This window comes from Breznakibacter xylanolyticus (assembly GCF_003254275.1).
Lineage (GTDB): Bacteria > Bacteroidota > Bacteroidia > Bacteroidales > Marinilabiliaceae > Breznakibacter > Breznakibacter xylanolyticus.
In genome coordinates, this window is record NZ_QKZK01000016.1 from 17,557 (window position 1) to 29,900 (window position 12,344).

The following is a 12,344-nucleotide window of genomic DNA, read 5'->3' on the forward strand; positions in this document are numbered from 1 at the left end:
GTCCATGATTATCGTCAACCCCCTTTACGACAATGCCTTTAAATACCTGATGCAGCACGACAAGGCTGCCAGGCTGGTGCTGTCGACCATCCTGGAGCAGGAGGTTGTGGAGCTTCAGTTGGAGCAACAAGAGGTGATGGCCATTGATGTGAAGCGCGATTTCATGCTTTTCCGCCTTGATTTTAAGGCCACCATCGAAGACGAGAACGGAGTGCGGCACAAGGTGCTCATCGAGCTTCAAAAGTCGAAGTTCAGCACCGACATACAACGTTTTCGTAACTATCTGGCTTCCGGGTACCTGGAGGCACAGCGCACGGCTCGGGAGGCATCGCGCGACAACGATGGTCTGTTGCCCATCATTGCCATTTACATCTTGGGTTACGCGCTACCCGAGGTTCCGCATTTGGCCATCAAGGTTCAGCGACAAGTTATTGATTCGGTGAGTAAAAAGGAACTTCATATTGAGAGTGACTTCATCAATCTGCTCACGCACGAGACCTATGTGTTGCAGGCATTGCGCCTACCCGAAGAGCGTCGCACGCGCCTGGAGCGATTCATGATGTTCTTTAACCAGCGATGGGTATCCGGCCATAACTATTATTTGGACATGGAAGAGATTCCCGAAGAGTTTGAGGAGATTGCCAACATACTGCATTTTCCGGTTGCCGACCAGCAGTTTCGCACGCAGTTGGAGGCAGAGGAAGAGTTGGATCGGATTTTCGACGAGCAGGCACGTAAGTATGAGATGAAGATTGAGGAGGCACTGCAGGAGAAGGAGGAGGCAGTTCAAGAAAAGGAAGCGGCGTTGCAACGCGAAGCCGATGTGCGAAATCGGTTGCAAGCCACAGCCAAAATTATGAAGCAGGCCAGGATATCTGTCGATGAGATAACCCAACATCCCGGCTTGGATAGAGATATTGTTGAAGCGTTGTAGTGATAATACGAGTTGGTTTATAATGATGACAACCATTGAGAAGTGCACCAAAAGTCTGTTTAATTCCCCCTTTTTGGGTTATTGAAATTGAAACAACTATTAGATAATTTTAAAAAACATTTTTGCACATACAATCATCTTGATGTTGTATGAAAGATGTAAGTTGAATTAAAAATTATCATTAATAATTGTTGTTTATTATGGACGAACTTACAGCACACCCCATTTCACTGCCGCGTATTGGAGAACCGGCACCCGAATTCACTGCTGTCACCACGCAGGGAACCATCAATTTTCCGGCTGATTATAAGGGAAGTTGGGTGATTTTATTTAGCCATCCGGCCGATTTTACACCAGTATGTACCTCCGAATTTATGACCTTTGCCCACATGGAATCGCAATTTGCGGAAGCCGGGTGTAAATTGGTTGGTTTATCGGTGGATGGTCTATACAGTCACATTGCCTGGTTGCGGACGATCAAAGAAAAAATCGAATACCGGGGCATGAAGAATATTGAGGTAAAGTTTCCGCTTATTGAGGATATTACGATGGAGGTGGCTCGCAAATATGGGATGATTCAGCCCGGGGAGAGCAATACCAAAGCGGTTCGGGCAGTTTTTATCATTGATCCCAAGGGCATCATCCGTACCATTATTTATTATCCTTTGAGTTTGGGTCGTAACTTCGATGAGTTATATCGTGCGTTAATCGCGCTGAAGACAGCCGATGAATTTGGCATTGCCACGCCGGCCGATTGGCGTCCCGGGGACGATGTCATCATTTCGCCGGCAGCATCGTGCAGTTCAGCGCAAAACAGGATGGAAGGCAAGGAAGAGGGGCTTGAATGCAAAGACTGGTTCTTTTGTACCAAGAAAATCAGCAAAGAATCTGTTCTGAGTAAGGTCATTAAGAAATCATGATGCAATGAGCTAGGGATCGGTAAGCCTATACGCACCGAAAACCAGGCACGTTGACCATTTATTTGAATGAGATGTTTTGATTCAAGAAGAGAGTGAGAATGATCTTCTTGATATATTATCCTTGTTCATATTTTGATGGTTCATTTTTCTTTACATGAAATGATTTAAGATGAAGATTATTCATAAATGGTGCCCACGTCTGATGTGAATCACGTGTTGGGTAAAAAGTTGGAAAGGCACAATCAGTGAGTTAATTCGCTGGATTGTGCCTTTTTGTGTTTGCGGATGATTGAATGAAAGGGATAGGTTCTAATGCTTGGAGTATGCAAGCGGATGTGCGTTGGCGTTGATCAAAGTTTCTTGGCGATCGTTTCGAGTAGGTATTATATCGATGACAGATGTCTGCTTATACTTATCATTTGAAGATGAATAATTGCTCGAGACGATATGAGCGAATTGGAAAACATGTTTTAGTGAATGTAAAACGAAATACCGACGGCCATGTTCCAAATGTCATTAAAACCAACATATCGGGTTCTGATGAATTCGAGCAGATAAGCATCGAGGGTCGAAAATTCGATATACAACCCCATTGCTTTCAAGTGGCTGTTATTTAGTGCTTGTTGCCATTCAATGCCCCAAAAGGGAGCCACATGAATTTTGTTTTGAAAGTAGTATTTGTTCGGGTAATGGGGCGGTAACTCGTTGAACGTATTGTTGGTATAACCCCAGTTGACGGACACTCCGGCTTTAGGGGAGAGATGCCCCCAGATGGGTTTTCGGGTAAGGATGAAGCTATTTTTTAGCGAAACGGTGTGAACCGTGGCCAAACTGTTACCCAGAGTGTGGTTCAGCAATCCGTAAAAAAGGGTAGGTTCGTAACGATTGCGTACACAGTAACCGGCACCAATGCTCATAAAACCAATGTTTCCGGCATATTGCACATGGTAATGGTCAGGGATGAACCAGCGCGGTTTGACCATGATGGTATCGTCGCGAAACCGCATGGGGCGACGAACGTTCATTTTTTGTATCCATGCCGAAGGAACATCGCTGGTCATAACCAAGGATTCCTGCCCCAGTAGGTATGTAGTGTTTGAAATAAATAATAAGATTACAAAAAGAGTCTTTGATCGGATTAAAAACGTTTTGTGAGAATGGCGTATTTGCATGGCGTTGTGTATAGATGGAAGTGAGGAGAGGTGAAGCGGGTTGTATTTTGTTAGTTAAAAAGTTTTGCGGTTCACGAGGATGGTATCTTTTTGTACCTCAAGCACAACAACTTCTCTATCGGTACTATCGCCCGTAATCAGATATGGAATTTTGCCAAACCGTTTGTCGTAGCTAAACTTGTGAGCATGTCCGTGAATCGAAGCGGTTACGTTGTTGCTCTCCATAATTTGGTTGTACAAATAAGTGTTGCCCACGCTGAATTGTCCGTCCCAGGGGTGAATGTGGGCAAAGACCAATTGGTGAGATACCCCCTTGCCGTTTTGCAATTCGTTGTGCAGCCATTGAAAATCAGGATCTTTCACGTTGCGCTCCCAAATGTTGTCGTCAAAAAACACCAATTGGCAGTTATTGTAAACCAATGAAAAGTTGAATGGCCCAAACATTTCGCGGTACACCAGTTCGCCATTCGAGAGGCAATCGTGATTCCCAATCAGGGTAATGACAGGGAGGCTGAGGTTGTCGATGATGCGGCCATACCATTGAAATTCACGGTTGATGCCACTCAGGGTCAAGTCACCCATGTGAATCACAAAGTCGATGCTGTCCATACGGTTGATCGCAGCCACCTGATCTTCAAAATCATCGTAATAGGTGTGGCTGTCGCCGATGAGCGCCACCTTAAAGGGGGCAAACTCATGTTGGCTGATACCCTACAAGGTCGTCAGGGCCGTTTCGTTTCGCTTGGTTTTTTGTCCGTCCAGGTTTACCTGATAGGGGCTGTATTCAAATAGGTTTTCGCATCCGTAGAAGGCTAGCGATGTTAAAATGATGACAAGGGTGAAAATGTGTTGTTTCATGTGTTTATAATATGTGGCTGTATTTCAATATTTTGTGTCCAAGAATTATTTGCTTCTCAAAGCGATTGTGTTGATATACAATAACAAGAAGATGTTATAGAAACTAAAATGATGGTACTGATGTGTTTTTTACACTTCTTCCATTATTCATGCTTCAGTGTGTCGCAGGACTAGACAAGGCTCGTATCATGGTTGATGAATGATTGAGAAGTAAAATATGGTCAATGGCTAGTTTTAGGAAATTTGATAAATCAGTTTTGAAATAAAAGGGACAGTTCTTTCGCAAGCGCCATGAACACAGCAAAAGTAGATTGAAAACTCATAAAACAAATGTAGTTTTCAATGTTTAACTTTTTTTAGAAGGTCAGAACAAGGGATGAAACGAGGAGGGAGGTGGTCGCGTAAAAGCATGGATAATATTACGAATAGAAGTTATTGTGATAAGTGTGATGATTATTCGCAATAAGGGTCTGTGTTGGTAACTAATAGTATATTAGTAATTGACATTCATGTTATTGCATTGAGTAATGAACCAATATTTGGCAATGGAAACAATCGTAAAAAAAGAGCTTCAAATAATAGAATAGACTCAAGCAGGTTGCGTTATGAATGTTAATGAATAATTCTTTTTCAAAAATTTAATCTTCTCATTTCCCGAACATTTCTCTACTTTTGCAGAAATTTTAAAAATCGATTCTGCATGCAGCGATGCATCGCGTGATTGAATGAGAGTTATATAAGTATTGATGGAACAGTTTATCCCCGTTATTGACGAAACCTCCGGGACGCCAAAATTTATCCAGCTGGTCGACAGCATCGAATATGCCATTCGTAGTAATGTGCTCGAGATGGGTGATCCATTGCCGTCGGTGAACTTTTTAATCAAAAAGTGCAAATTGTCACGCGATACGGTATTTAAGGCGTATAGTGAGTTGAAAGATCGAGGACTGGTGGAGTCGGTGCCCAACAAGGGCTATTATGTGGCTCGCGAGGTCTCGAAAGTATTTTTGTTTCTCGACACGTTTAAGGCCTATAAAGAAGTGTTGTACGGGGCTTTTCGCAAGGCTTTACCGCAGGGCTACAGTGTCGATTTGCATTTTCACCATTATAACATCCGTGTGTTCGAGGACATCATCCGGCATAGCATCGGGAAGTACAGTCACTACATTGTGATGAACTTTGATCATCCCGATATGAAACGCATTGTGGGACAAATTGACCCCGAGCGACTTCTTATCATTGACTGGAACATACATGTGCAGCCCAATCAGTCGTTTGTGTGCCAAAATTTTGGTTCAGCACTCTATGATAACCTGGTTGAGCATATTGGGCAAGTGCAAAAATATCAAAGGTTTATATACGTTTACCCCGAGTTTACCTATCATCCAAAGGAGAGCATCCAATATTTTCAGAAGTTTTGTGACGATGAAGGCATCACCGGGGAGGTGCTTTACGATGCTGATGCGCTCAACCCGCGGGAAGGCGATCTTTATTTGATGGTGAGCGACCGCACGTTGGCCATGTTACTCGACAAGGCTTCGGATCGAAACCTGGTGGTGGGGCAAAATCTGGGCATCATTTCATACAACGATACCCCCATGAAACGTTTTGTCAAGGAAGGGATTACGGTGTTGACCACTGATTTTAACAAGATGGGAGAGAAGGCAGCAGAGTTTGTTTTCTCGGGCAACAAGATGCGCGAAGTGATTGATACAAAGATGGTGGTGAGGGCAAGTTTGTAGGTTTCAGGTTTAAAGTTTCAGTTTTTTTTGCAACAAATAACCAGAAACTATAAACCAGAAACTAATTATTTAAATTCCACAACGGTTTGTCATAAAAGGGTTTTACGTCCACCACCTTCATGCCGGCTTCACGTGCTGCAGTCATGCCGTGGTCGCCATCTTCAAAGGCCATGCAGGTATGGGGATCCACGCCCAGCAGGTGGGCACATTTGGCAAAAGTTTCGGGATGTGGCTTTGGATGTGTCACATCATCGCAGGTCACCACAGCCGACATGTATTGGCCGATGCCTGTCTTTTCAAGTATGAGATCCACCACCGCGCGATCCGAACCTGTGGCAATGCCCATGGGGATTTTACCCTGGTGTTCTCTCACCACATTCATCACCGGTTCAATCACTTCTATGTTGTGGATGTGCTCCATAAAGAGGGCTTCCTGTTTTTCTTTCAGTGCCTCAGGTGTCATTGGAAGGCCAAAGTCGTTGATAATCTGTTCGCAACACTGCACGGTGGGTTTGCCGGTGAAGGAAAACATGTAGGCCATGTCGAAACGAACGTTGTAGGGCTCCAATGCTTTTAAGTAAGCCTTGTAATGCAAAGCGATGGAGGCAATTAACGTGCCGTCTAAATCGAAAATCAGGCCTTTGGTGTTGGGATGAACAGTCAATTTCATTTTCTTTTTTTTAAGATTTATAAGTGGCAGATTGTCATGTCTTTGTGAGTGAGTGGGCTTCTTGCTTTGGCATTCAGGGACTTTCTACTTCTGCACACATATATAACGACAAAGCTATCGTAATGGCTTCATAAATCTTCTTAACAGGGATTAAAAAAGGTGTTGCTTCATTTTTGTTCCACGATGCGGGTGTGGTTGTGGATTCTGTTATTTTTGTGACTTCATGTTTGAATGTAAATGATGGAACAGATTCTTTTTTACCTGATTATCGCTTTTGTGGTGTTTGAATATGCAACTGATTTGTGTCTCGACTGGCTCAATCGGCGGTCGTGGTCTCACGAAGTCCCGGAGCCCATCCGCGATGTGTACGATGCCGATACGTTTGAGAATCACAAGCGATACCGGCGTGTAAATTTTTCGTTTAGTCAAGTAAGCGGAGCCTTTAGTTTTGTTGCTACTTTATTGGTATTGAGCAGTGGAATGTTGGCAATGGTTGATGCATGGGCGGCCTCTATCACCCTACACCCTGTGGGACGCGGCCTCCTCTTTTTTGCCATCATTGGTGTGGCGGCTTCATTTTTTAATCTCCCTTTCAGTTGGTATCAAACTTTTGTCATTGAGCAGCGATTTGGCTTCAATACCACCACGCGGCGTACTTTTATCACCGATTTGCTCAAGGGGGCACTGTTATCCCTTCTCATTGGTGCCCCACTAATGGGCGGAGTGATGTTTTTGTTTGAGTGGCTAGGGGAGATGTTTTGGGTGTATGCCTGGTTGCTCATCAGTGGTTTTTCGGTGTTTATGTCGATGTTTTACACTTCATGGATTTTGCCAATGTTTAACAAGCAAAAACCATTGGATAACGGTTCATTACGCGATTCCATTGAAACCTTTAGTTTACGTTCCGGTTTTCGCCTCGACAACATTTATGTGATGGATGGCTCCAAGCGTTCGACCAAGGCCAATGCCTTTTTTAGCGGTTTAGGTTCGCGAAAGCGCATCGTGCTGTATGACACCCTCATCCGCGACCTCACCGAGTCTGAAATTGTGGCTGTGCTGTCGCACGAAGTGGGGCATTATAAGCTCAAACATACTTTATGGGGCATGCTCGCGGGCATTGCACAGACCGGTGTTTTGTTGTTTCTGCTTTCGTTGTTCGTCACCACTCCCGAACTCACCAAGGCTTTGGGAGGTGAGGGGGTACAGTTTCACATCGGACTGGTGGCCTTTGGGTTGCTCTTTTCACCCATTTCACTGGTCATTGGATTGATGACCAATGGTTTGTCACGTCGCAACGAGTATGCCGCCGATCGGTTTGCCGCCAATCATGCCGATGGTCAGGCTTTGGTGTCGGCGCTCAAGAAGTTGTCGGTCAATTCATTGGGTAATCCAACGCCACATCCGGCTTATGTGTGGTTTCATTACTCTCATCCGCCATTGTTGCAACGAATCAAGGCGTTGATGAGCTAATGTGAGTGGGCTTTGTGTTTGAAGTGGTCTCAAGAAGCAAGGATCAAGATATAAGGATTAAGAAATAAGTATCAAGATATAAGGATCAAGACACAAGACGATATGATAAAAAGAGGTCAGAAGATGAGACCGTTGATGAGATGCAGAAAGAGTATTCGATCTCTTTTGCTTAGTCTTTTCAGTCTAATAATCTTCTTGTCTTTTGTTTGAATAACATTAACCTAAACGATATTTGAGTATGAATATTGAAATCATCACCATTGGCGACGAAATTCTGATAGGGCAGGTTGTAGATACCAATTCGGCCTGGATGGGTACGGAGCTCAATAAGGTGGGTTTTGAAGTGAGCAGAATCACGTCCATCAGCGACGATCGGGAAGCCATCGCTGGGGCATTACACGAGTCTTTGTCCCGCGTGCCATGCGTGTTGATGACCGGCGGCTTGGGGCCCACGCGCGACGACATTACCAAGCATGTGCTGTGTGATTTTTTTAATACACGACTGGTGTTCAATGAGCAGGTTTACAGCGATGTGGAGACCTTACTCAAGGGGCGGGTGGGGCACATCAACGAACTCAACCGCAGTCAGGCCATGGTTCCCGAGGGCTGTACGGTTATTCGTAACCCCGTGGGAACAGCGCCGGTAATGTGGTTCGAGCGCGATGGAGGCGTGGTGGTGAGCATGCCCGGCGTCCCATCGGAGATGAAGCATGCCATGATACACGAGGTGATTGGACGGCTTCAGCAACGGTTTCATACCGACCATATCCTGCACAAGACCGTGCATATCTTTCAAATACCAGAGGCCGTTTTGGCCGAGATGCTCAGTGATTGGGAGGATGCCATTCCGCCCTTTATCAAGGTGGCCTACTTGCCACAGCCCGGGCGCATTCGCCTGCGTCTGACGGCAAGAGGGAGCGATGCCGGAGTGATGCAACGTGCCATTAACCAGGCTGTTGATGCATTACAGCCCATTGTGGGTCGATACATCTTCGGATACGATGACGATAGCATTGAGAAACGCCTGGGTGAAATGTTGGTGGCACGTGGTCAAACGCTGGCCACGGCCGAGAGTTGTACCGGTGGTGCCATTGGTGCGGCCATCACATCTGTGCCCGGTAGTTCGGCCTACTACAACGGGGGCGTGGTGGCTTATGGCAATGAAGTTAAACATGAGGTCCTTGGTGTATCCACTAATGATTTAAATATTTATGGCGCTGTTAGTGAGCCGGTGGTGAGTGCAATGGCTCGTGGTGTGCAACGGCTCATGCGAACCCATTGGGGGGTGGCCACCTCGGGAGTGGCAGGACCTTCGGGCGGAACTCCGGAGAAACCTGTTGGTACTGTATGGATTGCCGTGTGCAATCCTCAGGGACAGGTGAACGCTCAGAAATTTGCGTTTGGTCCTTTTCGTGATCGTACGGTTCTTCGTTCTGTTGACATGGCCTTGATGATGTTGATGAATGAATTGTTGGATGATAAATGATTGAATTATTGCTTTATTATGAAATTATTTAGTTTGTTTGTTTGATGAGAGGAGATGGGAAAAAATGGCCGAATTGGAAAATAATCCGTTCAAAGAGAATCTTTTTAATCCAATGACTTGCTTATTTGAAATTTAATCTATTATTTTGTGCCCTGTTTGAAAAACGTATCCCGATAAAACATAGAGACATGTCAAAAGTCTGTCAAATAACAGGAAAAACCTTCATGGTGGGCAACAATGTTTCCCACTCGAAAAGAAGAACCAAAAGACGGTTCGAAGTGAACCTCTTTTATAAGAAATTTTTTCTGCCCGTTGAGCAACGCTGGGTGGATTTGCGCATCTCAGCAGCAGGTTTGCGCCTGATTAATAAATTAGGTGTTGAAGCAGCTCTGAAAGATGCCAAAGCAAACGGGTTTATTAACAAATATTAATCAGCGCAACGATGGCTAAGAAAAGTAAAGGAAATCGCATTCAGGTGATTCTTGAGTGCACCGAGCACAAGCAAAGCGGCGAAGCGGGTACTTCACGTTACGTGACTACCAAAAACCGTAAAAACACTCCAGATCGTATGGAGCGTAAGAAATACAATCCTATTTTGAAGCGCGTGACTTTGCACCGCGAAATTAAATAATACATTAAGTCATGGCTAAGAAAACAGTTGCTTCGTTACAAAAAGGGGGCGGTAAAAACCACACCAAAGTGATTAAAATGGTGAAGTCGCCCAAAACCGGTTCATATTCTTTTAAAGAAGAGATTGTTGCAAACGAAGAAGTAAAAGAATTCTTCAGCAAGAAGTAATCTTCTTTGGTGAAATACATTACAAAAGCTTCCTTTTTCGGGGAGGCTTTTGTTGTTTCTGGATGTATGATGCGATTGGGTGTCTTGCATCGGGGAAGGGCAGTGTTAAATGCATTTTCTTTCTCAAATTGGCAAAACATTTTTTATAAAGGATGAATGAACGCAGGGTCTTTTGTACATTTGTTGCCCATCCCAATCTGTATCAATTATGTCGCTGTTGGCGGCATGGATGTTTTATCTTGTTAAAGTAACGTCAATGGGCTTATTCAGTAGCTTTAGAAAAGCAAAGACCGAGGACTTGGATAAAGGCATGGCCAAAACCAAAGAGAGTGTGTTCATGAAACTGACCCGTGTGGTTGCGGGTCGCTCGAAAGTGGACGACGATGTGTTGGATGATCTCGAAGAGGTTCTCATCTCCTCGGACGTGGGGGTCAATACCACTCTGAAGATCATTGAACGAATTCAAGCGCGCGTGGCTAAAGATAAGTTTTTGACAACCAATGAACTCAATACCATTCTTCGTGAGGAGATTCAGGCTTTGCTCATTGACGACAAGGTGGATAAACCCCGTAATCTTGATGTGCCCGACGGTGTGAAGCCTTACGTGATCATGGTGGTTGGCGTCAACGGGGTGGGAAAAACCACCACGATCGGGAAGTTGGCTTATCAGTTTAAAAAGGCCGGTAAACACGTCGTGTTAGGCGCTGCGGATACCTTTCGGGCGGCGGCCATCGATCAGTTGGTGGTGTGGTCGCAACGCGTGGGGGTTCCCGTGGTGAAGCAACAAATGGGCTCGGACCCCGCTTCAGTGGCATTCGATACCCTCGCATCGGCCAAGACTCAGGATGCTGATGTGGTCATTATTGATACTGCCGGGCGCTTGCACAATAAGGTCAATCTGATGAACGAGCTCTCAAAAATCAAAAAGGTCATGCAAAAGGTGGTGCCAGATGCCCCTCACGAGGTGTTGCTCGTCTTAGACGGATCCACCGGTCAGAATGCTTTTGAGCAGGCCAAGGAGTTTACCAAGGCCACCGAAGTGACTGCTTTGGCTATTACCAAGCTCGATGGTACGGCCAAAGGGGGCGTGGTGATTGGGGTGAGCGACCAGTTTCAGATCCCGGTGAAATACATTGGGATAGGGGAAGGGATGGATGACTTACAACTATTTGATGGAAAGATTTTTGTGGAGTCATTATTTAAGAATTGATTTTGCTTTTTTTCTCTCTTTAGGACATGATGCTGCAATCATGATCACTGGTGGGAAAAGAAGAGAATCTTGTGCGTAAAAAAGCGAAAGGTTATATAAGTGTAGAGGTTTTCCCTTGTAAATGAGGGATTCATTGATGAAACCTGATTGGCATGCCGGTCGGGTTTTTAACTTCTCGTTAAGAACCCAATCATTTTTGGGTTGTTATCTTTCTGATATTAAAAACAAGGAATTTATGGCACAAATACCAGAAGTAACGCTTTCTAACGGGGTGAAAATGCCGATGATCGGCTTTGGCACCTATTTGATTACCGATGCGCATGAAGCAGTGACCTCGGTGCGTCAAGCCCTTGAGTTGGGGTATCGTCACATCGATACGGCCGCCCTATACATGAACGAACAGTACGTGGGGCAAGCTATCCGCGAGAGCGGCATTGCCCGCGAAGATATTTTTGTGACCACTAAAATGTGGAACAGCGAGCATGGTTACGATACTGCTTTGCGTGCGTTTGAAGCTTCCATGGATAAATTGGGATTGGTAGTGGTTGATTTGTATCTGATACATTGGCCCAAGCCTCTGAATAAAGAAACTTGGCGGGCTTTTGAGCAAATCTACCGCGACGGACGTGCCAAAGCCATTGGTGTGTCAAATTTTCATCAGCATCATTTGGAGGATTTGTTCACCACCGCCGAAATTAAGCCCATGGTCAATCAGGTTGAATTTCATCCTTACCTGGTGCAACCCTCACTGGTCGATTTCTGTAAAAAACATGGCATCCAATACGAAGCCTGGAGTCCCTTGATGCAGGGACAGGTGTTTGAGCTTGAACCGCTAAAACAGTTGGCTGCGAAATATGGGCGCACAGTGGCACAAATTGTGTTGCGTTGGAACATTGAGATGGGCGTGGTAACCATTCCTAAGACTGTTAATGAGCAGCGCATGAAGAGCAATTTGGAGATATTTGATTTTGCGCTTGATGCAGCCGATGTTGAACTGATTACCAGTTTGGACAAGGGGGCACGGGTTGGAGCCGATCCCGATAATTTTGATTTTTAAAAGTTTGATTAATAGCTTGTAAGGGGG

14 protein-coding genes are annotated in these 12,344 nt (G+C 45.1%); 10 read left to right on the plus strand and 4 right to left on the minus strand.

The window, feature by feature from the left end; all coding sequences use genetic code 11:
• The first annotated feature begins 4 nt into the window (after positions 1–4).
• Both LX69_RS10530 and LX69_RS10535 read left to right on the plus strand, forming a co-directional pair.
• Positions 5–934 (plus strand): hypothetical protein, encoded by a 930-nt coding sequence (locus LX69_RS10530; RefSeq protein WP_111445994.1) that lies wholly within the window; start codon positions 5–7, stop codon positions 932–934.
• 200 nt (positions 935–1,134) lie between these two features.
• Positions 1,135–1,854, plus strand: a complete 720-nt coding sequence (locus tag LX69_RS10535) for a peroxiredoxin (RefSeq protein ID WP_111445995.1) — start codon at positions 1,135–1,137, stop codon at positions 1,852–1,854.
• A 470-nt stretch (positions 1,855–2,324) separates the two neighbouring features.
• On the opposite strand, the gene LX69_RS10540 is transcribed toward LX69_RS10535, so the two are convergent.
• The 3 genes from LX69_RS10540 to LX69_RS17780 form a co-directional block, all read right to left on the minus strand.
• A complete protein-coding gene (locus LX69_RS10540; protein ID WP_245934996.1) occupies positions 2,325–2,915 on the minus strand; it encodes a hypothetical protein in 591 nt (196 codons plus the stop codon).
• Positions 2,916–3,080: 165 nt separating this feature from the next.
• On the minus strand, positions 3,081–3,704 hold the full coding sequence (locus LX69_RS10545; protein ID WP_245934997.1) for a metallophosphoesterase family protein: 624 nt from the start codon (positions 3,702–3,704) through the stop codon (positions 3,081–3,083).
• 33 nt (positions 3,705–3,737) lie between these two features.
• Complete coding sequence (locus LX69_RS17780) at positions 3,738–3,884, minus strand: hypothetical protein (RefSeq protein WP_170124329.1); 147 nt, start codon at positions 3,882–3,884, stop codon at positions 3,738–3,740.
• Between the two features lie 746 nt (positions 3,885–4,630).
• Here LX69_RS17780 and LX69_RS10550 point away from each other — a divergent pair.
• Positions 4,631–5,626, plus strand: coding sequence for a GntR family transcriptional regulator (locus tag LX69_RS10550; RefSeq protein ID WP_111445997.1), 996 nt, complete (start codon positions 4,631–4,633; stop codon positions 5,624–5,626).
• A gap of 61 nt (positions 5,627–5,687) precedes the next feature.
• Here the strand turns inward: LX69_RS10550 and LX69_RS10555 are convergent, their stop codons facing one another.
• Positions 5,688–6,296, minus strand: a complete 609-nt coding sequence (locus tag LX69_RS10555) for an HAD family hydrolase (protein WP_111445998.1) — start codon at positions 6,294–6,296, stop codon at positions 5,688–5,690.
• A gap of 240 nt (positions 6,297–6,536) precedes the next feature.
• On the opposite strand from LX69_RS10555, the gene LX69_RS10560 reads away from it, so the two are divergent.
• The 7 genes from LX69_RS10560 (at position 6,537) to LX69_RS10590 (ending at position 12,317) form a co-directional block, all read left to right on the plus strand.
• A complete protein-coding gene (locus LX69_RS10560) occupies positions 6,537–7,766 on the plus strand; it encodes a M48 family metallopeptidase (protein ID WP_111445999.1) in 1,230 nt (409 codons plus the stop codon).
• 238 nt (positions 7,767–8,004) lie between these two features.
• The gene (locus tag LX69_RS10565) at positions 8,005–9,252 is read left to right on the plus strand and encodes a competence/damage-inducible protein A (protein WP_111446000.1); all 1,248 of its coding nucleotides are present in this window, start codon (positions 8,005–8,007) and stop codon (positions 9,250–9,252) included.
• A gap of 188 nt (positions 9,253–9,440) precedes the next feature.
• Positions 9,441–9,683 (plus strand): 50S ribosomal protein L28, encoded by a 243-nt coding sequence (gene rpmB, locus LX69_RS10570; RefSeq protein WP_111446001.1) that lies wholly within the window; start codon positions 9,441–9,443, stop codon positions 9,681–9,683.
• An 11-nt stretch (positions 9,684–9,694) separates the two neighbouring features.
• A complete protein-coding gene (gene rpmG / locus LX69_RS10575; RefSeq protein WP_111446002.1) occupies positions 9,695–9,883 on the plus strand; it encodes a 50S ribosomal protein L33 in 189 nt (62 codons plus the stop codon).
• 11 nt (positions 9,884–9,894) lie between these two features.
• Positions 9,895–10,050 carry a DUF4295 domain-containing protein gene (locus tag LX69_RS10580; protein ID WP_111446003.1) on the plus strand — a complete coding sequence of 52 codons (156 nt, stop codon included), beginning with the start codon at positions 9,895–9,897 and terminating at the stop codon, positions 10,048–10,050.
• Positions 10,051–10,306: 256 nt separating this feature from the next.
• On the plus strand, positions 10,307–11,260 hold the full coding sequence (gene ftsY, locus LX69_RS10585) for a signal recognition particle-docking protein FtsY (protein WP_111446064.1): 954 nt from the start codon (positions 10,307–10,309) through the stop codon (positions 11,258–11,260).
• Between the two features lie 235 nt (positions 11,261–11,495).
• A complete protein-coding gene (locus LX69_RS10590) occupies positions 11,496–12,317 on the plus strand; it encodes an aldo/keto reductase (RefSeq protein WP_111446004.1) in 822 nt (273 codons plus the stop codon).
• Positions 12,318–12,344: the final 27 nt, after the last annotated feature.

Coding starts and splice junctions, on each gene's coding strand:
- rpmB (WP_111446001.1), top strand. CDS start 9,441: ATGTCAAAAGTCTGTCAAATAACAGGAAAAACCTTCATGGTGGGCAAC.
- LX69_RS10580 (WP_111446003.1), top strand. CDS start 9,895: ATGGCTAAGAAAACAGTTGCTTCGTTACAAAAAGGGGGCGGTAAAAAC.
- LX69_RS10560 (WP_111445999.1), top strand. CDS start 6,537: ATGGAACAGATTCTTTTTTACCTGATTATCGCTTTTGTGGTGTTTGAA.
- LX69_RS10565 (WP_111446000.1), top strand. CDS start 8,005: ATGAATATTGAAATCATCACCATTGGCGACGAAATTCTGATAGGGCAG.
- LX69_RS10590 (WP_111446004.1), top strand. CDS start 11,496: ATGGCACAAATACCAGAAGTAACGCTTTCTAACGGGGTGAAAATGCCG.
- LX69_RS10540 (WP_245934996.1), bottom strand. CDS start 2,915: ATGACCAGCGATGTTCCTTCGGCATGGATACAAAAAATGAACGTTCGT.
- rpmG (WP_111446002.1), top strand. CDS start 9,695: ATGGCTAAGAAAAGTAAAGGAAATCGCATTCAGGTGATTCTTGAGTGC.
- LX69_RS10530 (WP_111445994.1), top strand. CDS start 5: ATGATTATCGTCAACCCCCTTTACGACAATGCCTTTAAATACCTGATG.
- LX69_RS10550 (WP_111445997.1), top strand. CDS start 4,631: ATGGAACAGTTTATCCCCGTTATTGACGAAACCTCCGGGACGCCAAAA.
- LX69_RS10535 (WP_111445995.1), top strand. CDS start 1,135: ATGGACGAACTTACAGCACACCCCATTTCACTGCCGCGTATTGGAGAA.
- LX69_RS10555 (WP_111445998.1), bottom strand. CDS start 6,296: ATGAAATTGACTGTTCATCCCAACACCAAAGGCCTGATTTTCGATTTA.
- LX69_RS17780 (WP_170124329.1), bottom strand. CDS start 3,884: ATGAAACAACACATTTTCACCCTTGTCATCATTTTAACATCGCTAGCC.
- ftsY (WP_111446064.1), top strand. CDS start 10,307: ATGGGCTTATTCAGTAGCTTTAGAAAAGCAAAGACCGAGGACTTGGAT.